Source organism: Psychrobacter sp. N25K4-3-2 (assembly GCF_015351755.1).
GTDB classification, from domain to species: domain Bacteria; phylum Pseudomonadota; class Gammaproteobacteria; order Pseudomonadales; family Moraxellaceae; genus Psychrobacter; species Psychrobacter glaciei.
On the sequence record NZ_JADKLX010000002.1, the window covers coordinates 109,799 to 136,591 of the forward strand.

At 41.5% G+C, this 26,793-nt stretch carries 21 protein-coding genes; 10 read left to right on the plus strand and 11 right to left on the minus strand.

All coding sequences use genetic code 11. The features are described 5' to 3' along the window. The first annotated feature begins 237 nt into the window (after positions 1-237). Together IOD06_RS05535 and IOD06_RS05540 are read left to right on the plus strand one after the other, a co-directional pair. Positions 238-1,935, plus strand: coding sequence for an AMP-binding protein (locus tag IOD06_RS05535; protein WP_194619793.1), 1,698 nt, complete (start codon positions 238-240; stop codon positions 1,933-1,935). Positions 1,936-2,703: 768 nt separating this feature from the next. Continuing rightward, positions 2,704-4,407: an AMP-binding protein gene (locus tag IOD06_RS05540; RefSeq protein ID WP_194619794.1), complete on the plus strand. Its 1,704-nt coding sequence runs from the start codon at positions 2,704-2,706 to the stop codon at positions 4,405-4,407. 140 nt (positions 4,408-4,547) lie between these two features. On the opposite strand, the gene IOD06_RS05545 is transcribed toward IOD06_RS05540, so the two are convergent. The 5 genes from IOD06_RS05545 to sohB all read right to left on the minus strand — a co-directional run bounded on the left by IOD06_RS05545 (position 4,548) and on the right by sohB (position 10,275). Further along, positions 4,548-5,417, minus strand: a complete 870-nt coding sequence (locus tag IOD06_RS05545; RefSeq protein WP_227669931.1) for an SDR family oxidoreductase — start codon at positions 5,415-5,417, stop codon at positions 4,548-4,550. Positions 5,418-5,526: 109 nt separating this feature from the next. Then, a complete protein-coding gene (locus IOD06_RS05550; protein WP_194619796.1) occupies positions 5,527-6,285 on the minus strand; it encodes a histidine phosphatase family protein in 759 nt (252 codons plus the stop codon). A gap of 48 nt (positions 6,286-6,333) precedes the next feature. Then, positions 6,334-7,620 carry a phosphotransferase family protein gene (locus IOD06_RS05555; protein ID WP_194619798.1) on the minus strand — a complete coding sequence of 429 codons (1,287 nt, stop codon included), beginning with the start codon at positions 7,618-7,620 and terminating at the stop codon, positions 6,334-6,336. A gap of 163 nt (positions 7,621-7,783) precedes the next feature. Next, a complete protein-coding gene (locus IOD06_RS05560) occupies positions 7,784-9,034 on the minus strand; it encodes an acyl-CoA dehydrogenase family protein (RefSeq protein ID WP_227669952.1) in 1,251 nt (416 codons plus the stop codon). 260 nt (positions 9,035-9,294) lie between these two features. Next, positions 9,295-10,275, minus strand: coding sequence for a protease SohB (gene sohB / locus IOD06_RS05565; RefSeq protein ID WP_194619802.1), 981 nt, complete (start codon positions 10,273-10,275; stop codon positions 9,295-9,297). A gap of 377 nt (positions 10,276-10,652) precedes the next feature. Between sohB and aspS the strand changes: the two genes are divergently transcribed. From aspS to IOD06_RS05585, 4 genes are all read left to right on the plus strand, one after another. Next, positions 10,653-12,467: an aspartate--tRNA ligase gene (aspS, locus tag IOD06_RS05570; protein ID WP_194619804.1), complete on the plus strand. Its 1,815-nt coding sequence runs from the start codon at positions 10,653-10,655 to the stop codon at positions 12,465-12,467. Positions 12,468-12,546: 79 nt separating this feature from the next. Beyond that, positions 12,547-13,551, plus strand: a complete 1,005-nt coding sequence (locus tag IOD06_RS05575) for a lysophospholipid acyltransferase family protein (RefSeq protein WP_227669932.1) — start codon at positions 12,547-12,549, stop codon at positions 13,549-13,551. A gap of 180 nt (positions 13,552-13,731) precedes the next feature. Beyond that, positions 13,732-14,478 carry a glycosyltransferase gene (locus IOD06_RS05580; protein ID WP_194620402.1) on the plus strand — a complete coding sequence of 249 codons (747 nt, stop codon included), beginning with the start codon at positions 13,732-13,734 and terminating at the stop codon, positions 14,476-14,478. 119 nt (positions 14,479-14,597) lie between these two features. Next, on the plus strand, positions 14,598-15,455 hold the full coding sequence (locus IOD06_RS05585; protein WP_194619808.1) for a hypothetical protein: 858 nt from the start codon (positions 14,598-14,600) through the stop codon (positions 15,453-15,455). 3 nt (positions 15,456-15,458) lie between these two features. Here the strand turns inward: IOD06_RS05585 and IOD06_RS05590 are convergent, their stop codons facing one another. Further along, the gene (locus tag IOD06_RS05590; RefSeq protein WP_194619811.1) at positions 15,459-16,571 is read right to left on the minus strand and encodes a glycosyltransferase; all 1,113 of its coding nucleotides are present in this window, start codon (positions 16,569-16,571) and stop codon (positions 15,459-15,461) included. Positions 16,572-16,905: 334 nt separating this feature from the next. On the opposite strand from IOD06_RS05590, the gene IOD06_RS05595 reads away from it, so the two are divergent. The 4 genes from IOD06_RS05595 to IOD06_RS05610 all read left to right on the plus strand — a co-directional run bounded on the left by IOD06_RS05595 (position 16,906) and on the right by IOD06_RS05610 (position 20,979). Continuing rightward, complete coding sequence (locus IOD06_RS05595; protein WP_194619813.1) at positions 16,906-17,907, plus strand: capsular polysaccharide biosynthesis protein; 1,002 nt, start codon at positions 16,906-16,908, stop codon at positions 17,905-17,907. Between the two features lie 44 nt (positions 17,908-17,951). Next, complete coding sequence (locus IOD06_RS05600) at positions 17,952-19,118, plus strand: nucleotide sugar dehydrogenase (RefSeq protein ID WP_194619815.1); 1,167 nt, start codon at positions 17,952-17,954, stop codon at positions 19,116-19,118. Then, complete coding sequence (locus tag IOD06_RS05605) at positions 19,118-20,131, plus strand: NAD-dependent epimerase (protein WP_194619817.1); 1,014 nt, start codon at positions 19,118-19,120, stop codon at positions 20,129-20,131. Before IOD06_RS05600 ends, IOD06_RS05605 begins: the two co-directional genes overlap by 1 nt. Before the next feature lie 80 nt (positions 20,132-20,211). Next, complete coding sequence (locus IOD06_RS05610; RefSeq protein WP_194619819.1) at positions 20,212-20,979, plus strand: hypothetical protein; 768 nt, start codon at positions 20,212-20,214, stop codon at positions 20,977-20,979. A 73-nt stretch (positions 20,980-21,052) separates the two neighbouring features. Here IOD06_RS05610 and IOD06_RS05615 read toward each other — a convergent pair whose 3' ends face one another. From IOD06_RS05615 to IOD06_RS05635, 5 genes are all read right to left on the minus strand, one after another. Then, positions 21,053-22,162: a glycosyltransferase gene (locus IOD06_RS05615; RefSeq protein ID WP_194619821.1), complete on the minus strand. Its 1,110-nt coding sequence runs from the start codon at positions 22,160-22,162 to the stop codon at positions 21,053-21,055. A 333-nt stretch (positions 22,163-22,495) separates the two neighbouring features. Then, the gene (locus tag IOD06_RS05620) at positions 22,496-23,587 is read right to left on the minus strand and encodes a glycosyltransferase (protein WP_194619823.1); all 1,092 of its coding nucleotides are present in this window, start codon (positions 23,585-23,587) and stop codon (positions 22,496-22,498) included. 66 nt (positions 23,588-23,653) lie between these two features. After that, positions 23,654-24,535 (minus strand): glycosyltransferase, encoded by an 882-nt coding sequence (locus tag IOD06_RS05625; protein WP_194619824.1) that lies wholly within the window; start codon positions 24,533-24,535, stop codon positions 23,654-23,656. Positions 24,536-24,624: 89 nt separating this feature from the next. Beyond that, positions 24,625-25,461, minus strand: coding sequence for a glycosyl transferase (locus IOD06_RS05630; RefSeq protein WP_194619825.1), 837 nt, complete (start codon positions 25,459-25,461; stop codon positions 24,625-24,627). Positions 25,462-25,567: 106 nt separating this feature from the next. Beyond that, positions 25,568-26,497, minus strand: coding sequence for a branched-chain amino acid transaminase (locus IOD06_RS05635; RefSeq protein ID WP_194619826.1), 930 nt, complete (start codon positions 26,495-26,497; stop codon positions 25,568-25,570). Positions 26,498-26,793 lie beyond the last annotated feature (296 nt).

Here is a 26,793-nt window from a genome sequence, read left to right on the forward strand (position 1 = left end):
CGGAATAAATACTGTTTTTGTTACCCAGCCATTTTTTCATCTTAGTTAATTATTTACCCCAAAAATAGTTAATTAGAACCATATAATAGCGAAAACTTTACCAACCAGTTGATAAATAAGGATGTTATCGCTCTTAGCGGACACCAGTCCACGTCAGCACTGATTTATTTTGTTGATGCGGATATGACTGCTTTCTCACTAAACTTTAACCTATATTAACTCGCAAGGACGCTGACTATGACGTTAAATAAACCTTGGCTTGCCCAATATCCGGCAGGCGTACCGAAGTCGATCGACCCAGATAAATATAACAGCATAGTAGAGCTATACGAAGAATGCTTTGATCGCTTCCGCATGCATCCAATGAGTATCTGTATGGGCGTTACTCATACGTATGATGACATTGACAAGGCGTCACTAGCCGTTGCTGCATGGTTACAAGCTCAAGACTTACCTCAAGGCACGGTGGTTGCACTGATGATGCCAAACGTCCCGCAATATTTGCCGACGATGATTGGTATCTTGCGTGCCGGTTACGCCTGTACGCCTGTCAATCCACTCTATACGGGTCGTGAGCTGCGCCATCAATTAAATGACTCAGGTGCTAAGGTTATTTTTGTGGTTGATAACTTTGCCCAAGCGCTTGAGCAAGTCATCGACGAGACCAATATTAAGCGTATTGTCCTCTCAAAAATGGGCGATATGATGGGTCTAAAAGGTATCTTAGTGAATACCATCATTCGTCAGGTAAAACGTCTCGTACCTAAATACAAGCTTGATGATCCTAAGCATGAAGTAACCAAGTTTCCTGACGTCCTCAAAAAAGGTAGAAACCTGCCATTCCAAAAACCAAAACTGTCTTTGGATAAAACTGCCTTTTTACAATATACCGGTGGTACAACGGGTCTGTCTAAGGGAACCATTTTAACTCAGCGTAATATCGTAGCCGCTGCTATGCAGTCTGAAGCGTGGTTCCGCCCTATTACCTCAGAAATTAACGAGGTATACATCAATCTGGTTATGGCTTTACCGCTATATCATATTTTTGCCTCTATGCTTAGTATGTTAGGCATGCGCTCGGGCCACACTTTTATCTTGATACCTAACCCGCGAGATATACCAGGTTTTATCAAAACCTTATCAAAACAGCCGTTCCATATATTCCCTGCCGTTAATACTTTATTTAAAGGATTGCTTGATAATCCAAACTTTAAAAATTTAGATTTTAGCACCCTGCACCTCTCACAGGCAGGTGGTATGGCAGCCACTCCGCAAACAGCCGCACGCTGGTTGGAGGTCACGGGTTGTCCGATGATTGAAGGCTGGGGTATGACTGAAGGTGTGGCAGTAGGTACTAATAACTTAGTAACTGACCGCAATTTTAACGGCACTATCGGCTTACCACTTCCTAGTGTCGATGTCATTATGATCGATGATGATGGCAATCGTGTGGGTCTGAACCAAGCTGGCGAGATGTGTGTCAAAGGTCCTAACACAACGTCAGGTTATCTCAACAGAGACAGTAGTGATGACTTTACCAACGATGGTTACTTCCGTACTGGTGATATCGTCAGCATGGATGAAAAAGGCTATATCACCTTATTAGATCGTAAAAAGGATATGATTTTGGTCTCAGGCTTTAACGTATATCCGAATGAGATTGAGTCTGTGATGCTCGAGTGTGACGGTATTATTGATTGTGCAGTCATTGGTATTCCTGACGAACATCAAGGCGAAGCGGTTAAAATTTATATCGTGCCAGAGGATAATAACGTCACCAAAAGTGTCATCAAAGAGTTTGCACTGGATAATTTGACCGGCTATAAATGCCCACGTCATATCGAATTTGTCAGCGAACTACCAAAGAGTAACGTCGGTAAAGTATTGCGTCAAAAATTGCGTGAAAGGCATGATGCAGATCATCCTCAGTCATAAACAAGCTGAATAGATTTACATATAGCAGTCACATAAATCTAGACATAAAAAGCGCTTCACATAAATTGTGAAGCGCTTTTTTTCTCAGCTATTCAAAATGAGGACAAGCCCTAAGCTTAGAGTCTGCTGAACATCTTACTTTTTCTAATGAGCAAATTATCCTAACCACCAAGATAGGATTCTGTTCGGAAAAAAACATCAACAGATTGTAACAGTAACTTCAAAGCATACTCCTTGAGCGCTGCCGTTTAGAACGGCACAGGACATAAAGAAATAAGACTTAGTTATTTTTTCTGCGATATAGAACAGCTTATCCCAACTTATCTACCACTCATCCTTTTTGATTTACAACACATATGACTTCATTTATCAAATTTATATATGGACTGTGAAGTACGCTTATCATAATATCGAATTCAGTTGTAGTTGTGTTAGTGTGTTGCCAAAATATGTCAGTCAATGTTCTAAAGTTTTAATTGATAAGGTTTTTATTGAAAGTGACTTACAAGGGTTATTGAGGCATGACGATATTTTTTAAGTGACATTTTAATCATCAAATGTACTTATTTACCGTTTAATCTACAAGGCAGATCATTCTTTGTGATTGGACAAAATTGTATAAAGGCCACCGTATGTTAGCAGTCAGTTAATAGTTAGGATAGCACTCAGCACTGCATTGCTTACCATGCAATGATTTATGTTGTTGACAGGGATGTGACTACTTTCTTATAAGACCTTAACTTATATTAATATTTAAGGACGCTAAATATGACCGTGAATAAACCTTGGCTTGCTCAATATCCTGCAAGCGTACCCAAGACAATCGATCCTGATCAGTACGAAAACCTGATAGAACTCTATGAGGAATGCTTTGATCGCTTCCGTCTGCATCCAATGTCTATCTGCATGGGTGTGACACACACTTATGGAGACGTTGATAAAGCCTCACTAGCGGTTGCTGCATGGTTGCAAGCCCAAGGTATTCCCAAAGGCAGCGTGGTCGCCCTCATGATGCCAAACGTGCCGCAGTACTTGCCAACGATGATTGGTATTTTGCGCGCAGGTTATATTTGCACACCTATCAATCCGCTCTACACTGGTCGTGAGCTGCGTCATCAACTGAATGATTCGGGCGCTCAGATTATATTTGTGGTCGATAACTTTGCCCAAGCACTTGAGCAAGTCATCGATGAGACAGCCATCAAACGTATTGTCCTCTCAAAAATGGGCGATATGATGGGTCTCAAAGGGATCTTGGTCAATACGGTTATTCGTCAAGTAAAACGCCTTGTACCCAAGTACAAGCTTGACGACCCTAAGCACGAGGTAACCAAATTCCCTGACGTTCTCAAAAAAGGCAGAAACTTACCGTTTCAAGCACAAAAGACCTCTTTAGAGCAAAAGGCTATTTTACAGTACACTGGTGGTACCACAGGGCTGTCTAAAGGTGCTGTGCTGTCGCAGCGTAACGTAGTAGCAGCAGCGCTACAGTCAGAGGCGTGGTATCGCCCTGTGACTTCAGATATCAATGAAGTTTATATCAATATGGTTATGGCCCTGCCGCTCTATCATATTTTTGCTTTTATGCTTAGCCTATTGGGTATGCGTTCAGGATATACCTTTATTTTAGTACCAAATCCGCGTGATATGCCAGGCTTTGTCAAAACACTGTCAAAACAACCCTTCCATATTTTTCCTGCGGTTAATACACTATTTAAAGGCCTGCTCGATCAACCAAACTTCAAAGATCTCAATTTTAGCTCGTTGCGTATTTCGCAAGCTGGTGGTATGGCTGCTACCGAGCAAACGGCTAAACGCTGGTTAGAAGTGACTGGCTGTCCAATGGTTGAAGGTTGGGGCATGACCGAAGGTGTCGCAGCAGGTACTGCCAACGTCATCACTGACCGTAAATTCAACGGTACAATCGGCATCCCAGTCCCTAGCGTCGACATCATCGTTGTGGACGACAACGGTGAACGTTTAGGTCTACATCAAGCGGGTGAGATGTGCATCAAAGGACCAAATGTCACGTCAGGTTACTTCAACAAAGACAACAGCGATGACTTTACTAGCGATGGTTATTTCCGTACTGGCGATATCATTAGCATGGATGAAAAAGGCTACATTACCTTATTAGATCGCAAAAAAGACATGATTTTGGTCTCAGGCTTTAACGTCTTTCCGAATGAAATCGAATCTGTCATGCTCGATTGTGATGGCATTATTGATTGTGCAGTGATTGGTATTCCTGATGAAAACCAAGGGGAAGCGGTTAAAATTTATATCGTTCCTGTAGACAATAATGTTAGCAAAAGCGATATCAAAGAGTTTGCGCTAGATAATTTGACTGGTTATAAATGTCCGCGTCATATTGAGTTTGTGAGTGAGCTGCCTAAGAGTAATGTGGGTAAAGTACTGCGTCAAAAGCTACGTGAGCAGCATATGCTAGACAACCCACAAACCTTCTCATAATGAAGATAAAGCCTTACCATAAGGTTTATTGTTGATGTATTGCTAAATGGATGCATCAGTAATAACTCCATAATAAAAAGCCCTCTGCATCATCTGTAAAGGGCTTTTTATTGTCTAAATTTATGTCAATCTAAACACCATTAACTCAGTTTATTGAGTACTTGTAATGGTAAATGTTTCATTGCCTGACTGACCATAGACCAAGGCAAGCTAGGCACGCAAGCTTCTTGAACACCCGCTTCGATTGCAGCAACCATTGCTTTAGTACCCGTATCCACGTCTACTTCGAACGGTAACGGCTTGGCATTTTCGTTGATTTCAGTACGAATATAGCCGGGATAAATAGTAGAAATGTTAATCGGCAATTTGGTCAACATCATATCAGCTCGAATACCTTCTGCCAAATGAGCCAGCCCGGCTTTAGTCGCACCGTAGGTGGTCAGATGCCTAGGTAGACCGCGCATCGCTGACATACTCGATATCACCACCAAATGACCGCTATTCTGTGCTCGAAAAATACCCATGGCGGCTTCACACTGTGCCAGCGCTGAAATAAAGTTAATCTCAGCAGTGCGGCGATTGGTCTCAAAACGACCTTTACCGATACGGCGACTCTCACCGACACCAGCATTGACCACAACACGATCGATACCACCAAAGTCAGCGGCAAAAGCATCGAAAACCTCAAAAACTGCATCGTAGTCACTGACGTCTAATACTCGATATTCAACACGAATATTGGGATAAGCTGCCATCAACTCTGACTTCAAGCTCTCTAAGCGCTCAGTACGACGGGCACAGATAGCGAGGTTGTAGCCAAGCTTGGCAAACAGTCGAGCCATGCCCTCGCCTAAGCCTGAGCTAGCACCAGTGATTAAAATGGTTTTATCACGCCCTACTTGCTGCTTATTTAAGCCTTTAAGATAGCGTGACGGTTGAATCGCACTCAATACCTGCTGCTGACTTTGCTTAGTACCTTTCGTGACTAAGCTCATTAATTGGTTTTTCATAAACAATCCTTTGTATATCGATAACGAAATAGCTTTCACACGCCCTAACCACTAAATCGCGGTCATGTATTCAGCGCCTTGTATGTCGCCAAAATAACAGTTTTCTCGTCTATCGCCAAGTGACAAAGCGTTTTCCGTCAGCAAACAAGTGACTATATTCATTAAGAGACATTAGACGTGTGCTCTGATCTTTTAGCGTAATAGACGTCACCCCTGTATTGACCAAGCTTTTATTGAGCTGGTAAGCAGTCTGGCTACCTTGCTGCAATAGCTGCGCAGTAATGGCAGCGATCACGCCGCCTGAGGTAAAGACCAATACCGTACTATGGTGATCTAAGCTTAAGCTCGCCACTTGCATACGTATTTGCTCAACTGCTTGTTGGGCACGGCTGCTGAACTGTGACCAACTCTCAAGATAGTCATGGTCATCATCACCCGCATGCCAGCGCTGCATCGCTCGATCGAACAGCTCAGCTAGACGTGTCGCTGGAACATCTGCTTTTGCAATTTCAATCGCAATGGCTGCTTTACTAGCAAAAGCAGGATTGGATTTGACCAATACATCTTTATGATTAAACTCATCAAACTGCGGAATGATGTAGCTGTCAGGCTCATTTATATCGAGTGCGGCTAAAATGGGTGCCTCGTTGCTGTTATCCATAGAGGACTGGTAGCTCTCCCAAAAATGTCGTGCCGAGTCTTGTTGCCGTACTAAGCTGCCACTAAAAATAGCGTCGATTCTGCGCTGAGTCGTCGCATAATGCTGACCGAGCATTTGCGCTTGAATACTGCCTAGCTCTGAGAGCTGATCATAATTTTCTTGTCCAAATGATGCTTGACCATGACGTGCCAAAAGTATGGTTGTCATAAATAATCCCTTTTGATTGTATTCACTAAATGGCTACTTTTGAGAAAATTAATTGTCAGAGGCATCCGTACTTTTAGCAAAATAGCCTTTTGGTAAAATACCTTTGACTACTTTTTGTACTGGGCTTGGTAGCTGTTCAATCGTTTGTGCGTCGACACCCATGTCTTTTAGATGCGGCTGTACATGAGTATTGAACAGCATCTCACCTTCATACTGAGCTATCAGCTTTAGACATTTAGCGTGCAATACATGGACGATAAGCCAAAAATTCTTAAAAGCTGGATTGGTCGTTTGTTTATTATAGTAGCGATAGTAAATTTGCTGGACAATGCCCGCCAAACGGAAGAGACCAAACACTTCATAAAAGGTCCAGTTGGCTATCTCTAAGCCCGTTTTTTCAAGATAATAGTCGACCACTTCATCACGGGTCATCATGCCTTTCAAATGTGTTGGCTGACGGCGTGACTGCTGCATGACGATGTTGTCATCTGCTTCAATCCAGTAAGCCAAAGCGCTGCCCAAATCCATCAAAGGGTCGCCAAGGGTTGCCATTTCCCAATCGAGTACGCCAATCACTTTGGTTGGGTCATCAGCTGCCAAGATCACATTATCAAAGCGCCAATCGTTGTGAATAACGCAAGTTTTGCTATCAGCAGGCGTGTGCTTGCCAAGCCATTGTCGTACCAGTGCAAAGCTTGGTACGTTAGGCGTTTTTGCTTTGACATAACGTTTATCCCAGCCCGTGACTTGGCGCTCACAATAACCGTCACCACGACCCAGCGTGACCAAATCAGGATGTTCGGTATAATCCACTTGATGCAATTCAACCAAAGCGTCGACGACATTGGTACATAATGTACGGGTCTGCGCTTCGTCTAAATCAATGCCTTTTGGCAAATTAGCACGAGGAATGATGCCTTCCATGCGCTCCATGACATAAAAATCGGCACCAATGACAGTTTCATCGGTACATAAGGCAATCATCTTGGGTACATAGGGATAAGCATCTTTTAATGCTTTTTGTACGGTATATTCGCGTACCATATCGTGCGCTGACTTGGCTTTAGTGCCTTTTGGTGGACGACGCAAGATTAAATCTTGGCTCTCGCCTTCACCGTCATATTGCAGACGATACGTCCAGTTTGACGCGCCGCCTGAAAATTGCGTGACCGTTGGCTCGCCTTTTATATCGACACCTTGCTCACGTAGCCAATTGCTGACTGCTTGGGCGTCGAGCTCTTCGCCCTCACGGACATCACCGCCTTTATCAAGTACTTTATTATTAGTTGCGCTGTTTGTCATGCCAGTATTGTTGGCATGGTTATCAGTTGCCATGAGACATTCCTTATCATGTGGTCATTTATTTTTATAACATATATGAGTGATGAAAAATTCACTATCAAATATTGATAGTGAATTTTTCATTGGGTTTTACGTCAGGCCTATTATTAAACGAATGGCGATTGAAGCCGATGACTACGTTGGTTAGCAAGCACAATTATGCTTTGGCAGGTTTAGACGGACGGCTAAAACCTTGGCGCTTGAGCTCTAACTTAGCAATCATGGTTTTGTGCACTTCATCAGGGCCATCCGCTAAACGTAATACACGTGCTTGCGCATAAAAGCTTGGCAGCATCGTATCTTGGCAAACGCCCATTCCACCATGAATTTGAATCGCCATATCAACCACTTCTTGCAACACAGTCGGCGCAACCACTTTAATAGCAGAAATTTCAGTCAATGCGGCTTTTGTACCTTGCGCGTCCATTTTTTGCGCGGCATACAAAGTCAGCAGACGTGCTTGGTCAATCTTGATACGCGCTTCAGCGATACGCTCAAAATTGCCACCCAACTGTAATAATGGTTTGCCAAAGGCCGTACGTGACATGCCACGCTTAACTGCCAACTCTAAAGATTTTTCAGCAGCGCCAATACAACGCATGCAATGATGAATACGACCTGGCCCTAGACGACCCTGCGCAATCTCAAAGCCCATACCGGGTCCACCGATAAAATGACTGACCGGCACGCGTACATCATTAAAGCTGACTTCGCCATGACCATGCGGTGCATCATAATCGCCAAATACTTTGAGCATACGTTCGATGTTGACACCCGCTGTTTTCGCTGGCACCAATACCATAGAATGCTGCTGATGACGACCTTTGCTCTCATCAGGGGTGTAAGCCATCACAATCAGTACATCGACCGCAGGATCGCCAAGACCAGATGACCACCATTTGCTGCCATTGATGATGATCTCATCACCGTCAACTACGGCTGTGGCTTGCATATTGGTCGCATCGCTTGAAGCAACATCAGGTTCTGTCATACAAAAAACCGAACGGGTTTTGCCCTCTAAAATCGGCATCATCCATTTTTCTTGCTGCTCTTGCGAGCCATAGCGCCACAATAGTTCCATATTGCCGCTATCAGGAGCATTACAGTTAAATACATAAGGCGCAAGTAAACTGCGACCGGTCAACTCTGCAATGGGTGCGTAATCGGTCACTGAAAGTCCAGCACCTAAAGTATCATCGGGCAAAAATAGATTCCACAAACCCGCTTCGCGTGCTTGTTTACGTAGGCTTTCATACTTTTCTGGCCACTGCCAGTTTTTCCAATTGCCATCCGGATTTTGCGCATGGCATTCTTGCCAAAACTGCGCTTCGATCGGCTCGATTTGGGTTTCGATAAATGCTTTGACTTTGGCGTGCATGGCTTGACCATGTTCTGTTGCCGTAAACATCAATGTATTGTCAGACATAGGTGACATCCTTTTCTTTGTTGATTATTTTCATCAGACTTTGATTAAAAAGTTGATGGAATCTTTATAGTGTACGTACGTATACTGTCTTCTGTATGCATCATTTATAACACAGCAATTATTATTAAACAGCAAAAAGGCGCGACCAGCTAGGACACGCCTTTTACAAAACACAAACAATGCATCGATAAGAATCAAAACCCTAAAATACTATATATCCATTAATACAATGATATCTAACGCTATTTTAAAATATTTAAACGACTATTAAAATCAAAACGTGCTAACGCATCTGGCAGCTTATTAATTGCTAAGCTTACGGTCGCTTCTGCCGCTTGAGCCAATCCTAACTTTTCAGCGAGGGTTGGTTTTTGGCGTGAATGCAGTGCATATACTTCATTATCTTCCATACGCTCTAAAATATAGCTGTCTGAGGTTTGCAAGCTATCGATCAAGTTAAGTTTTAGTGCATCTTCGCCATACCAATGCTCTCCAGTGGCCACTTTTGCGACATCCAATGTTGGACGATAGTTATTCACAAAGTGTTTGAATAGCTCGTGCGTCTGCTCCAGCTCTTCTTGATATTTGGCACGATCTTCGGCATCGTTTTCTCCAAAGACAGTGACTGTGCGCTTGTAGTCGCCAGCGGTAAACATCTCATAATCGACGTCATGGTTTTTGAGCCATTTATGGAAGTTTGGCAATTGTGATACCACACCGATTGAGCCAATAATGGCAAATGGTGCCGCCACTACCTTATCTGCGACGCACGCCATCATATAGCCACCGCTCGCTGCGACTTTATCGACACAGACAGTTAGCTTTAGACCAGCGTCTTTTAAGCGAACCAATTGCGCTGCCGCTAACCCATAACCATGCACCAAACCACCGCCGGATTCAAGGCGCACGACTACCTCATCGCCTTTGTTAGCCGCACTGATTAACGTGCTAATTTCTTCGCGAAGATGTTTGACCGCTGTTGCTTTAATATCGCCATCAAAATCTAGAACGAAAACTTGTGACTTATCATCGGCATTTTTTTTCTTATTTTTGGTTTTTGCTTTTAATGCCTGTTTGGCTGTTTTAGCCATCGTTTTTCTGAACTGCTTAAGCGCCGCTTTACCTTGCGTGGCTTCCATCAAGTCTTCACGGCGTTGTTCTTGGTTTTTATTCAAATGAATAACCCGCAATTCAACAGGATTTTTGGCAGGATGAAAAAGCATGAGCAGTATTCCTTACATTATTGAGATAACTTTATTGAGATAAATTTAATAGGATCAATAGGATTTTATAAGTGAGCTTGATATGTGCACAGTGGCTCATGTTTTCAAGCAATATGACAATATTTAACCCAATGAAGATGTTACGGGATAAATACCCTCTATACCGAAGCATTCCTGCGTTTTGATTGGACTCAGCTGGTTGTATAACAAGGGCAGATTAGGCATAATATGCGTTTATATCATATTTTCTGCAGCCAACGTGATGACCATTTGTCTTAATCGCGTTGTTTGTGCTTTTTTTTGCGCATCGCTTGAATCGTGCAACAATGGCTGCATTATTTTATTTCGAATTGGGCTGACAACTGGATAATTATATTATGACGCATAGCGAATACCGAGACGAATATTGCGGAGCCGTAACCGAAAGCTTACTTGAGCAAACCATTAATATCGTAGGCTGGGTACATCGTCGTCGCGATCACGGTGGCGTAATTTTCTTAGACATGCGTGACCGCGCGGGCATCTTGCAGGTCGTCATTGACCCTGATACCCCAGAAGCTTTTGCGATTGCTGATGCCGTACGTCCTGAATATGTGCTAAAAATTACTGGCCGTGTACGTCGCCGTTATGAAGGTACTGAAAACAATAGCATGACCAGTGGTCAAATTGAGCTATTGGCTAAAGAAATTGAAGTATTGGCGAAATCTGAAACACCGCCATTCCCATTGAATGATGAAAAAACCACAGTTTCAGAAGACTTGCGTCTAAAATATCGTTATCTTGATATGCGCCGTCCGCAAATGCAAGAGCGTATGGTTTTCCGCGCCAAAGCGACCTCAGCGATTCGTCGTTATTTAGACGATCATGGTTTCTTGGATGTTGAGACGCCTATTTTGACTCGTGCGACGCCAGAAGGTGCTCGTGATTATCTTGTGCCTTCACGTACCCGTCCAGGTAACTTCTTTGCATTACCGCAGTCGCCACAGCTGTTTAAGCAATTGTTAATGGTGTCAGGTTTTGACCGTTATTATCAAATCGCTAAATGCTTCCGCGATGAAGATTTACGTGCCGATCGTCAGCCTGAATTTACTCAGGTGGATATTGAGACTTCTTTCTTGAATGAAGAAGAAATCATGAACATCAACGAAGGTCTGATCAAGCATTTGTTCAAAACTATGATGGACGTTGAGTTTGAGCAGTTCCCTCGCATGACTTACGCAGAAGCAATGCGTGACTATGCTTCAGACAAACCTGATTTACGTATTCCACTAAAACTGGTCGACGTTGCAGATTTGATGAAAGATGTTGACTTCAAAGTGTTCGCAGGTCCTGCTAACGATCCTAAAGGTCGTGTTGCTGCTCTACGTATCCCTGGTGGCGCTTCGATTAGCCGTAAGCAAATCGATGCCTATACCAAATTTGTCGGTATTTATGGTGCACGCGGTTTGGCTTATATCAAAGTCAATGACGCTAGCAGCGTCAACAATGGCGTTGACCAAGAATCTGGTCTACAATCTCCTATCATCAAAAATATGACCGATGATGTATTAGTAAGCTTGATTGAGCGTACTGGTGCAGAAGACGGCGATATTATCTTTTTTGGTGCGGATAAAGCCAGTGTCGTCAATGACGCAATCGGCGCTCTACGTCAAAAAATTGGTCTAGACCTTGAAATGACGACTTGTGAATGGGCACCACTTTGGGTCACTGATTTCCCAATGTTTGAAGAGACTGACGATGGTCGTTGGACGTCAATGCATCATCCGTTCACCAAGCCTAAAGGCTCAGTTGAAGAGTTGAAAAACAACCCAGAATCGGCCCTATCTATCGCATATGATATGGTATTAAACGGTACTGAAGTTGGTGGTGGTAGCTTACGTATCAATACCTTTGATATGCAGCAAGCCGTACTTGAAGCTTTAGGTATCGGCGAGCAAGAAGCTGAAGACAAGTTTGGTTTCTTACTTGATGCATTAAAATTTGGTGCGCCACCACATGGCGGTTTAGCCTTCGGTTTGGATCGCTTAATTATGCTTATGGTAGGCGCTGAGTCTATTCGTGACGTGATTGCCTTCCCAAAAACTAAAACTGCTGAGTGCCCATTAACCCAAGCCCCTGCTGAAGTTGATAGCAAGCAGCTACGTGATCTTGGTATTCGTGTGCGCGAAAAAGCTCAGGCTGATGCCAAATAACCTGCTCAATAATTGGTCTCATGATGCTCAGATCTGTTTTACATTGTTTGTTACATGATTCATCACCATGCGAATGGTCATGAATCCGTATCATATTTTCAAATTCGTGCCATTATCTGTGTTGCAGATATTGGCACGTTTTGTTGCGTGGGTGATTATAAAAATACCCAGTCTGAGTATCATGCGTACCGTCAATATTAATATAGCACTGACCCGCCACGAGTTACCAGACAATGAAAAACGATCCTTAGTCAAAGATATTATTTACCACCAATGTATGACCAGTATTGAGTCTATCAAAAGCTGGGCAATGCCACCTGAGTGGAGTATCGCTCAGATTCGGGATGTCCATAATAAAGACATTCTTTTAGAAGGACTGGCTAGCCCGAATGGTATGCTCGCCATCGTACCGCATTTGGGTACGTGGGAGATGATGAATGCTTGGCTCAATCAATTTGGCTCACCAACCATCATGTACAAGCCCGTTAAGGGCAATATGACTGATGACTTTATACTGCAAGGTCGATCACGCCTCAATGCAACGCTAGTACCCACTGATGGTAGCGGCGTCAAAGCCATATTCAAAACCCTCAAACAAGGGGGCTTTAGCATTGTATTGCCCGATCATGTTCCTGACCCTTCAGGCGGTGTTGTCGTACCGTTCTTTGGTGTTAAAACGTTAACCAGTACTCTCGCCTCCAAACTCGCTAGCAAGACCAAATGTGCGTTGGTCGGCTTATCTTGTATTCGCCGTGACGATGGTCGTGGTTTTGATATTTATTGTTATAAACTCGATAGTCCGGCCTTATATGACCGTAATACCGAAACAGCAGCTCATGCGCTCAATCAGTCTATGGAGCACATGATTAAAGACAACTGTAGCCACTATATGTGGGGCTATCGACGTTTTAAACGCATCCCAACTTTAGGCAATCCCTACCGTGCTAATGAAACAGTATTGGCAGATTTCATTCGTGCCAATCGAGATCATTTATCTTTGTCTGCTGCCTCGTTAGCGACCAAATCATTACCTCCTGATAGTGACGCTAATCACAAAAACGTACTAAACGAGAATCAGCAGTAATAACCATACAAATTTTTGAACGTTTAAACATATCGTCAATGATAGCTGTGCTAACATTGACTCATACTTTTATGCCTTTTGCTTTTGAGAGTAACATTTTTTCATTCACATCAATACGAGTGCACTATGGTAACTGACGTAGCCGAAAATTTATCGACAAATCGCCCGCAAAAAGACACCATGCGTGCTGGACAACGGTATATTATTTGTATGAAATGGGGCGATAAGTACGGCCCTGAATACGTCAATCGTCTGTATAACATGGTCAATCGCCATTTAACATTAGATTTTCAGATGATCTGCCTAACCGATGATAGTACAGGTATCGACACTGCTATTGCCTGTTACCCTATACCTGAAATGGATTTACCAGATGGTCCTGAACGTGGCTGGAAAAAACTGACGACCTTTAAGCCAAATTTATATGATCTAAAAGGGGTCGCGCTATTTTTAGATATCGATATCGTTATCGTTGATAATATTGATAGTTTTTTTACTTACAAAGCCAAATATAATGATAGCGTCGTCATTATCCGTGACTGGAAAAAACCATGGCGGATGATTGGTAACAGCTCGGTCTATCGCTTTAATATTGGTATGAATACCTATCCCGACTTGCTGGCAAACTTTGAACGTAACTTTGAGACCATTCGTACCCAAGTTCGTCACGAGCAAGCCTATCTATCCAACTATTTGCATGAATATCACCACTTAGAGTATTGGGATAAGACATGGTGCGTTAGCTTCAAATACCAATGTATCGCGCCCATTCCCTTTAACCTAGTGCGTAAACCTACTTTGCCTGATGATGCAAAAATCGTTATTTTTCATGGTGAGATCAATCCACCAGACGCCATTGCTGGCGGCGGCGGTAAATGGTATCGACATGTAAAACCAAGCCCATGGTTAAAAAATCACTGGCAATGATCGTTTAAATAATAACAATATTTGAATGGTTCAAAGACAGTCCAAATCATTTAAAGGCAATGCATCACGACGATATTTGAAATCAACTACTGGGAAGAAGTCAACTACTAGGAAATAGTATGGCGCTATACTTGAGGTTACCTGCTACGGCTAGGTTTAATATTGATAATGAGCTTATCGTTATCGATGCTTTTAATGCCAATGAGCCAGAGCAAAGCCTGCACAAGAAAAACGTTAACATTATCGCCTCAGGCCCCTCTATACAACAACTACCATTATCAGAGCTGTTGGACACGCCTACTATCTTTGTCAATGGTAGCATCAGTCTAACTGAGAAACATTGCTTCACCGATATCGTCGGCTATGTCATTAGCGATGCACGCTTCATTCATCATCAACCTGAGATTTTACAGCAGTATTATACTGGTCAACCTCTGTATGCAACGCTAGCTGTGTTTGAAGCGATGGCAACAGCCCTCCCCAATATCATGCGGACTTACCATCATGTCATGCGTGTATTGTATCCAGTAGACAGACCCTGGGGCGTCAAATCAAATAAGCTGTCATTTAGTAAGCTGATTTTTAAGAAAAAGCTACTAAATAAGAAAATGCCGTTATCATACTTTATCAACCATCCAGATTTTATTATTGATGACAGCTATAGAGCAGTTAATATCGGCGTATCTCTAAATATTACGCATGGCTTTGTAGAGGCAGGAACTGTCGCTTATGTGGCCACGCAGTTGGCTTTCTCACGTCATGCGGCTACTATCCACTTATACGGCATCGATTTGCTCAACAGTGAGCAGCCACGCTTCTACGAAAACAAGAACAACAGCGCCCCAAGTATGCTTAGTAAGGTCATGAGCGAGCGCATTGTACCTTCGTTTAACTTGCTAAGTAGAACTTATAAGTCGCATGGTGTCTCTGTCATTAATCACTCCCCTGTCTCCAAAACACTATTCGATGATTTCTAATACTCATGAATTCAACACCGAACCAAACGCTAAGTATTGCTGGGCGATGTGATTCGGCAGTAGTTGCTGATTTAGCGGTACTATATAGTGTGTTGGATCGTCTATTGCCTGATCGATGAGTATAGCCAACCCATCGATGTCACCTACTGGTACTAAGCTCTTAGCGGGTAACAGCTCCCTTGGACCAAACGGGCAATCAGTACTTATTACAGGTACGTCTAACGCTTGCGCCTCAACGATGGTATACCCAAAACCCTCAAACTTAGAGGTCATTATCAGCAAGGCTGCTGAGGCAATTAATGGATAAGGATTGGCTTGAAACCCAAGAAACTTCACACAATCGTCAATGCCAAGCGCCGTAGCTAACTGTTTAATCTCACTCTCCAGCCTTCCCTTACCGACCAACACCAAAGGATAGCGCCGTGCTGTTTTGGCATAGGCATGCAGTAAGTCGTGATGACCTTTCATGCTATCGAATGAGGCAACGTGAATCATATAGTCTTTATACGTTATACCGAATTGGCTGAGAGTTAACGATTGCTTGGCGGCTTTTTGTATATTATCGACAGCGCAAGGATTATAAATGGTCGTCGTTTTATTCACATCGCCTATCAGTGCCAATAAATCCTGACGCGCCCCATCGCTGACACAGCTACACGGATGGGCGCCATAGACCATTTTTAGATGATTTATAGTCTGTACCGGCGCATCTAATAATGGATTCTGAAACTGCTTAGATAGCGCCGTGTGTAGTACATTTACGATATTTGGTAATCGACTATATGCCATAATCCAGTTTATTTTATAGATGTTGGTCAATATCAGATCTGGTGTTCCTATTTGACTCAATACATAATCATCGATACGCCTAGCGACTGCTTCATAGGCCTGTGCTTGGTTAGATTTTGGCTCGATATTTTGCTCAGAAAACACCTCGTCATATGGCACTACATGATGTTGAACACGTGAATCTAATGGCATATCTTGAGTATATTCGAGACAAAGCACATGAACATTATAATTTAAATCAGCATAAGCACGTGCCAAAGTCGTGACCATGCGCTCAGCACCGCGACCTTCCAGCGCCTTTAGCATTAGTAGAATAATAGGTGGCATCAGGGTCTCAGCTCACAGTTTTGTTGAGGTATAAGTAGGAAGGATCAGCCAAATGAGTGTATCAATAGTCATAATTATTGCAGCGTTCTGACTTTATATGCTAGTCTCATCTACCTTTAGACCTTTGCTTTTATTGATTGAAGGATAGTCATGGCTTGCCTGAATTCCCATAGCATGGGAAACCATAGCATAGCAAAATAATCATCAATTTTTATTGTATAAACCCACTAAACCTTGTCAATACTCATATCAACAAATATCATCGCTGGATTGATGTAGCTACTGCAAACATCAGCGTGTTGATAGAACATGTTTACAAAAAATAGGATCAGTCATGAAGCAACCTGACGAGAAAACATTAGATGTTGTCATCGCCTGGGTGGATGGTGCAGATCCCATGCTCAAACAAAAAAGAGAAGGTTATAAATCAGGCAAAGCAGTCGCTTCAGATGCGATCACGGCCACGCGTTTCGCTAGTGATGACGAGATATACTATAATATAGCGTCTATCATTAAATACGTGCCTTTTTGTCGTCATATATATATTGTCACCGACCAACAACGACCAGCATTCATCGATGATTTTGCCAAGCAAAATATTTGTTCAGCAGATAAAATACGTATTGTGGATCATAAAGAGATCTTCGTTGGTTACGAGCAGTTTTTACCCACTTTCAACACCCGATCGATTGAGACGATGATATGGAATATTAAGGGACTGTCTGACTATTTCATCTATATGAATGACGATTTCTTTTTTAATCAGCCTGTGAGGATCAATGACTTTTTGGACGGTGAAAAAATTATCATTCATGGGCAGTGGCGTAAAAGTGCTGCGTTAAATGCCAAGCTTAATTTTCGAAAATCTCGCTTCAAACTGTTTGGAACACCGATACAACCGAGGCACACGATAGCGCAAATGTTAAGTGCTAAAATACTTGATATGGATAAATTTTTTGAGATTCATCACTATCCTCATATTGTCGATAAAAATATTTTAAAAGCCCATTTGTTGGATAATCCTCAATTATTGACAGAGCAAATAAAGTACAAATTCAGGAATGTTGCGCAAGTAAACCCCATAACACTGATGAATCATTTAAAAATCCAAAAAGGCCAAGCCGAGTTGAAACCCGATACGTCTATCAACTATCTAAAAAATGAGAAGGGTGTCGAGGACTTTATAACTGATTTGCACAAAGAATCTATCAAATATGGGTGCATACAAAGTCTGGATTTACTTGAAGCGAACTCCTATCAAAAAATTACCACTGCTATGGTGCAAAAATTCTCAGCTTATTTACCCTCGTCATTATTGTTAAATGGCAATAAATAGCAATAAACTTAAAATAATAAACAAAAGACAACCTTGGATATATTATGAAAATAGCAGTAGTAGGTACAGGCTATGTAGGCTTATCAAATGCAATGCTATTGGCACAGCACAATGAAGTCGTCGCTGTCGATATTATTCCTGAAAAAATAGACCTATTAAATGCAAAACAATCTCCAATTGAAGATGAAGATATTGAAGACTTTCTATCGCATAAAAATCTCAACTTTTCTGCGACACTTGATGCTGCGACAGCCTATGAAGGGGCTGATTTCATCATCGTCGCAACGCCGACCGATTATGATACCAAAACCAATTATTTCAATACATCAACGGTAGAAGCAGTGATTGAACAAGTACTTCTAGTCAATCAGCAAGCGACTATTATTATAAAATCTACGGTGCCAGTAGGATATACAGCAAGTATCAGAGAGCGCTATGCCACTGATCGTATTATTTTCTCGCCTGAGTTTTTGCGAGAAGGCCAAGCACTACACGACAATCTTTACCCTTCTCGAATTATTGTGGGCGCACAGTCTGAACAGGCACAGCAGTTTGCTGAGTTATTGCTTGAAGGCGCTATCAAAAAAGAAGTACCGCTACTATTTGTAGAATCAACTGAAGCTGAAGCCATTAAACTGTTTTCCAATACCTATTTAGCCATGCGCGTGGCCTATTTCAATGAGCTCGATACTTACGCACAAACCTTTGGGCTTGACACCAAACAAATCATAGAAGGTATTGGCTTAGACCCACGTATAGGTAACCATTATAACAATCCGTCATTTGGCTATGGCGGCTACTGCCTACCCAAAGATACTAAGCAGCTATTGGCAAATTATGATGAGGTGCCAAGCAACCTTATAAAGGCTATTGTCGATTCTAATAGAACTCGTAAAGACTTTATTGCTGATAAAATTATCGAAAAACGGCCAAAAATCGTGGGCATACATCGACTGGTCATGAAAAGTGGATCAGACAATTTTAGAGCTTCTGCGATACAAGGTATTATGAAGCGCATCAAGGCAAAAGGTATCGAAGTCGTTGTTTATGAGCCTGCACTACAAGAGAGTGAATTTTTTAATTCGCGAGTTATTCAAGATTTAGAAGCATTTAAATTGATGAGTGATATCATCGTGGCAAACCGCCTATCTGCTGACATACAAGATGTCTCTGATAAAGTATTTACAAGAGACCTATTCGGGAGCGACTGATGAAAGTTTTAGTCACGGGTGCTGCAGGCTTTATTGGTTTTCATCTAATCAAAGCGCTTCTGGAAACAGACTTATCTGGTAAAGACCATTTTATCGTTGGTATTGATAATATCAACGACTATTACAATGTGGATTTAAAAGAAGAGCGCCTGAAGATATTAAGTGAAATATCAGCGCCAGAAAACTTTACGTTCATTAAGTTAGATCTTGCTGATCGCGATGCTATGTCAAACCTTTTCTCTGATTATCAGTTTGATACGGTTATTAATTTGGGTGCCCAAGCGGGCGTACGCTACTCTATCGAAAACCCGAACGCCTATATTGATTCAAACGTAGTTGGCTTTGCTAATATTCTTGAAGGCTGCCGTCACCACAATATCAAGCATTTAATCTATGCCAGCTCTAGCTCTGTCTATGGTATGAATATCAAACAGCCATTTACGACTGCTGATTGTGTTGACTTTCCTATCAGCCTATATGCCGCTACCAAAAAATCCAATGAGCTAATGGCGCATAGCTACAGTCATTTATACAACATCCCTACGACAGGATTAAGGTTCTTTACGGTTTATGGTCCCTATGGTAGACCTGATATGGCTTATTTTTCTTTTACCAAAAAAATTCTGGCTGGCGAACCCATTGATATCTACAATAACGGTGATATGCAGCGTGATTTTACTTATATTGATGATATCGTCAAAGGCGTCATTCGCATAATGAATAGAATACCCTCTCCCCAGTATTCTACTATCACTACAGCGACTGCCCCATACAAGATTTACAACATTGGTAACAATCAACCAGTCACTTTGCGGCGCTTTATAAGTGCTATCGAAGACGCTTGTGGCAAAAAAGCTCAGGAAAATCTATTACCGATGCAAGCAGGTGACGTGCCGATTACTTATGCGGACATAGATGAGCTGGTAGATGATATTGGCTTCAAGCCTGAAACCAGTATCGAAGACGGTATTGAAAAATTTGTCGCTTGGTATAAACAATATTATTCAGTTTGAATAAGTAATTATCTCTAAAACCCGTGTTATAGATGTTAAAGCTTTAATATCGTTGTATTTTCTTAAAGGATTTTGATGACATGACCACACCTTCTAATTGGCAAAGAAAATTGCTACTCATGTTTCGAAGTGAAAAAAGATTGAATGCGAGTAAGGTTGTCAAAAATTATAGGGGCAAAAGCTTCAATGAGATGAAAGCAACGATTATTACTGAGTCATTGTGCGATATTGAGGCACTAACAGATAAGCGTAAAAGTACAGACTTAGAAACCCATTTAAACAATTTAAAATATCAATCATTAGGAGAGTCTGAACTCTGCTTTTATCACAATACGCTCATTATATTGATGCGCCGTAAATACAAAATAGATAAAACATTTACTGAATTTGAGAGGCTCTGGGAGGCTGAAAGCAATTATCTATTGCAGCACCTATCTTTACGCTGGATTGTTTCCGCCTGCGATACGTTTGTTGACCATTCAGACAATGCTCATAGAGCGGCTATTTTGATGAATGTCGTGACTCTAATGAATACCTTGCGAACCTATGAGACCAAAAACTTTTTACAAACACCTCCGGGTGCTGAACCCATACCATTATTAGATGAAAAAACCGACATACTGTATGCCGGCGATTTGTCTCTATATGATGGTCTCACCTATTTTCGTATCGGCACTGATGACAGCTTAAGGAATATGCGAAAGCGATATAGTAAATTTCAAAAAATTGATAAATTGGCTACAAGCATGCTATTAGCGGTATTTGAAAAACTGCAAAATAATGGTAGTGCTTTTGCCACGCTACGACAACTACATAAAGATGATTGGTCTAAATGGTGGTTGGATTAATACAGAGCTCTTTTGTTCTGATCTATAGTAAATTTTATATGTAGTTGAATTTAAATTAATAAATAAGAAGCAGCTAATCACTTTTAGTCATGAACGCTATATATTGTTGAGCAATTTTAATTGGCAATAGCTCATCATCAAACGAAGACTGATATATATCAGCATTAGCCATCGCCTCATCCATCTTCTTAGCTAAAGCGTCAATATCTCCTACAGAAACAAGGTTATATGGCGGTAACAACTCTCTTGGACCTGATGGGCAATCTGTACTAATAACAGGTGTTCCTAAAGCCAATGATTCAGCAATAACACGTCCAAACCCCTCAAATACTGAAGATAAAACCATAAACCTTGCTTTTTGAATATAAGGATATGGGTTTTTCTGAAAACCTAGAAAATGCACATTGTTATCTAGACCTAGAGAAGTGGTTAACTCTTTCATTGATGCTAGTAAGGCACCCTCGCCCAGTAATAGAAGTGGGAGTGTCTTACTGGTTTTTGCATAACTCTTAAGTAATACTTCATGAGCTTTCTGTGTCTTAAAACTGCCAACATGAATAATATAATCATCAAATTCTGGTTTAAATTCTGATGCCGACTCCATGATTTGTATTTGATCAATTGGGTTATATATTGTCGTTGTATTTGTAACAGCTAAGGTAGATTGAAAATCCTTTTCAACACCTTGACTGACACAGATACAAGGATGCCGAGAATAAATATTACTTAATTTTTTCTCTCCTACTTTTTTACCTTCGCTTCTAAACAACTCGATTTTTTTAGAAATAGTATTCCTGATAATATGTGCAATATTAGGTAGATTACTGTGACGCATGACCATATCGGCTTTATCTAAATTTGATAACGTCAATATCGGTATGCCAATTTCCTTAGTCACATACTTGTCTAACATTTTTGCAAAATACCAGTGTCTAAGAGGCTTAGTAGGTACAGATTTATAGGCATTCAGATCAAACTGATGATAAAAGAGATTATCACTGAGCTCGTAGGCTACTTTAGATTTGAATCGTAAAATATGGACTTCATAACCTAATTCATAAAAACCTTGTCCAAGAGTCAAAACAGACCGCTCAGCGCCGCCACCTTGAAGACAATTGATAACCAGTAGCACTTTTTCTTTTTTATTGAAATCTTCTTTTATCTGGGTAGTATTATTAATCATTTATTAAATATTCTTAGAAATAGTTGTTATGAATTTAAAGGTGACGTGATTTTATTAGGGTCTGTTGAACATTCAAATGTGGCACTGGCAGTGGCTATTTTTTAGACAATATGCAGTGAAATTTTTGACGCCTAGTCGTTCTAGGGTAGACAATTTCGCCATGTATTGGAAAAAAATAGCCCTGACCTGAAAGGCTGATACTAAAATCACCCCAAACGTTGTTGTAAACCTAACTAAGGTCTCGACATTATCGTCGGTTTACGCCTGATTTGATAAAAGGTCTGGGGCGATTTTAGCGATCAGCAGTCCTAATATTTGAATGTTCAATAGACCCTACTTTGTAGAATCCAGTCTTTGAGCAAAATCAAGATATTTCTCAGCTATTCTGGCTGGCATAAGTGACTCATTAAATGGCGCATGAAATTTTTGTGGATTATTCATTGCTTGACGCATTTTTTCGGCAATCGTATCAATATCGCCCATTGGCATCAAGTTAATTTCTGGCAGTAGCTCACTTGGACCTGACGGACAGTTGGTGCTAATAACTGGAGTACCTAGCGCTAGAGCCTCCGCAATGACCAAAGCAAAGCCTTCCCAGTCAGAAGTCAGTATCTTAAATTGCGCATGCTTAATATAGGGAAAAGGGTTGTCACGAAAACCTAAAAACACCACTTTTTTTTCTAAACCTAATTCTGTGACTAATCTCTCTATCTCGCTCTTGTGTTTACCTTGACCCAAGAGCAATAACGGCATAGATTGATCAGTTTTTGCGTAGGCTTTTATCAATATATCGTGACGCTTCGCATCTTTAAAGCTACCCGCATGGATTATATAGTTTTGATATTCAGGAATGAAAGCATCAGCCTGCTTTTGAATGCTGTCTTTATCAATTGGATTGTGGATTGCAGTCGTTGGCGTAATATGACCAAAGCTTTTGATAAAATCTTTTTCAGCGCCCTCACTGACACATACACACGGATGTTTAGTATATATCTCCACCATTCTTTTCTTCAACTGCTCAGCATCGCAATTTTTATTGAATTTGTAGAGCAGTGATACGGTGTTATGAATAATATAGATGATATTGGGCAGTTTACTGTTACTCAGGATACTATCCGTTCGATCAAGGTTAGACAATATGATGTCAGGCTGACCGATATTTTGTGAAATATATTTATCGACAGAACGCGCAAAAATTTTATCACGCCTTTCACATCCAGGTATGAGCTTATAGGGTTTGAATTTGAGTACGTGGTAATTAAGATTTGGACTTAAGTCATACTCTACCAAGGGTTTGAACCTTAAGACGTGTACCTCATAGCCTAATTGATCAAACCCTTGACCTAAAGTTAATACTACACGCTCCGCACCGCCACCTTGTAGGCAATTAATAACGAGTAACGCTATTTTTTTGTGCTGATTCATAAACTACAACCTATGGATTAAATCTTTAGTCACTTAAAAAAACCTGCAATTATTTTATCGAAACAGCTAGCGCTTAAATAACTTCGAAAACAATGACTTAGAAAACAATGATTTAGAAACGCTCGGACGAGTGACTTTATTACCACTGTAGCCTTGTTGAGATTTTTTTGGAAAATCTCCAAAAGGCTCTACTCGATAATTATCTAAATGATATCCATTGGCAAGCGCCTCATTATAATAGACATCAAAAAATTCGGACAAATCTTGTCTTGGGTGCGGCATTATCTCACCATCAAACCAATGCTCAAAGCCTTCTTTCTTCACTCTGGCTATTGCGTATTGATGACTAAATTGTGTGCCCATATCCGAATAATGTAGAATTTTAATTTCTTCTATCACTAACTCTTCACCATCTATACAGTTATAACTGTCTTGGTAAGGCTCAATCAACTGAGCATTTTTCTTAAATAGCGCCATCATTTCTTGATGACTTTTCGGATTTTTTTTGAGTTTTTCAATAGGTAAAACAGCAGTTTTTGCGGCCTCACAATCCCAAACACAAGTACATAGCCGAGTCATGTCAGCATTTGTTTTGGCCGCTACTATAGACTGCCCTTCGATAGGATGCTGCCACAACTTTGATAAATCATCTAAAACTACGACATCAGCATCCATATAAATCGCACGTCCAGAGTAATTGCAATACTCCGGAATCGCCCATCTAAAACCAGAGAAAGGAGTTGACCACTTGGTGGTATCCCAGCCTTTACCATTTTCAGGATCCGAGTACCAATAACTATCAGGGTCACGCGATAGCTGCATCCATACTATCTCAACAGGTACACTGGTATGTTTGTGAATACTATAATCTAGAACCATCATCTGCTCTAGATCACAGTTATTTGGATCACAGCCCACAAAGACTCTGATGGTATCGTTTGTTTTCATAACTCTATCCGTTCACTAGGGAATGCTCTAACCCTCATATTTATAAGGGTTAAAACATCGATACTAATTTTTACTAGGCCGTGTTGTGCTTATTCTTTCCAGTACTTCTCAATCCACCCTACTGGTAAGATAAAATGGCGCAAATGACGTAGTGGACTTTTTAAGTTTTTGGGCTCAGTAAGCTGTTTCAAATGTTCCTTGGCGTTATTGGCAGCATTTTTATTGTATCTGCCTTCGATCGCATGCGTAGGATATAGGTCACCAGGGAAGATAACCAAACGAGCACCTTTAGGAATCTTTGGCTCTTTAAAGTAGTTAAGCGGGAATGGCTGACGACATTTGCGTCTAAAGTGTGCCACCCATGCCTTTGGAAACAACTTGACGCCGCCGGGGGCATTACGAGTGACAAAACGCTGCTCAAAACGGTACTCATCAGCGATACCTTGCGGATCTGCTTTGAATTTTTCTTGCAATGAAACAAGCGCCCCTATCTGAAATCTAAAGCAAGACGTCTGTCCCAACCGCTCTAATGGATTACTTGGGTTATAAGATAAAATAATATCATCCGGCTCGCCATATTCAAAGAAAGGATCGAGGCTGTCTACTATAATCACATCCAAATCTACAAACAGTACTGTACCCGTCAAATCACCAAGCGTCTCACCCCACAAACGAGATTTTGGCCATTTACCGAGTGTGTTGGTTGGCATAGCAACATCTAGTGGCGGCAGTGCTTGACATTCGATTTCTGGACGTACATCGGTGGTGTCATCAGTGAAGCAGACAAAGCGGAATGGTGGTGTAATGTTACGAGACACCATGCCATATAGTTTGTTGGCATAATCAGCACCATATTTTGCGCCCCATTTAATACAGATGATTTGTTTGATATTCTTATTATCTGCTGTACTAGAATCTATTGGCATTGACTGCTCACTTTAATATTATGAATAAATATGATGGCTATATTAGCACAAAAAAAAGACTGAACAATTATGTTCAGCCTTTTTGGTCTTCAAAGTAACTGCTTTATCAGTCAATAAAGCTTAACCAATCCATATACTGCTCATTGCGGCCATGTACCACATCAAAGTACAAGGTTTGCAGTTTCTCAGTCAAAGGTCCGCGACCGCCATTACCGACCGTGCGATCATCGTATTCACGGATAGGTGTGACTTCAGCAGCCGTGCCGGTCATGAATATCTCGTCCGCGAGATAAAACTCATCACGAGTGATACGACGCTCAACGACTTTAATACCTAAATCATCAGCGAACTGAATGATAGTACGACGAGTAATACCATCGAGTGCCCCGCCCGCTAAGTCTGGGGTATGCAGCACGCCGTCTTTTACTAAGAACAAGTTTTCGCCAGCACCTTGGCAGACGTAACCTTGCGGATCCATCAAAATAGCTTCGTCGTAGCCATTACGAGTGACTTCTTGGTTGGCCATGATAGACACAGGATAGTTACTAGAGGCTTTGGCCTTGCACATGGTCACATTGGTCATGTGATGGGTAAATGAAGAGGTTTTTACACGGATACCGTTTTTGATACCTTCTTCGCCCAGATAAGCGCCCCAGTGCCATGCAGCAACCATCGCGTTGATGCTGTTATCACGTGAAGACAAGCCAAGTTTTTCTGCACCGACCCAGATGAGTGGACGAATATAGGCTTCTGCTAAGTTGTTTTGTTTGACCACGTCTTTGTGCGCTTGCTCTAGGGTTTCAGCATCAAACGGCACATCCATTTGAAAGATTTTCGCTGAGCCCAGTAGACGCTCGGTATGTTCTTTTAGGCGAAAAATAGCGGTGCGATTGTCAGCTGTTTGGTAAGCACGTACGCCTTCAAACACAGCCATGCCATAATGCAAGCTATGCGTAAGCACATGAACTTTAGCATCTGGCTGGTCAATCATCGTGCCATTCATCCAAAGCTTACCATCTTGTGTTGCCATATTCATTTTATAGTCCTTATGCTAGCACTGACGTCTAACTTTTTTTAGGTAGGTTTTATTTAGGGTCTATTGAACATTCAAATGTGGAACTGGCAGTGGCTACTTTTTAGACAATACGCAGTGAAATTTTTGATGCCTAGTCATTCTAGGTTAGACAATTTCGCCATGTATTGGCAAAAAATAGCCTTGCCCTGAAAGGCTGATGCTAAAATCACCCCAAACGTTGTTGTAAACCTAGCTCAGGTCTCGACATTATCGTCGGTTTACGCCTAGTTTGGGGTGATTTTAGCGATCAGCAGTCC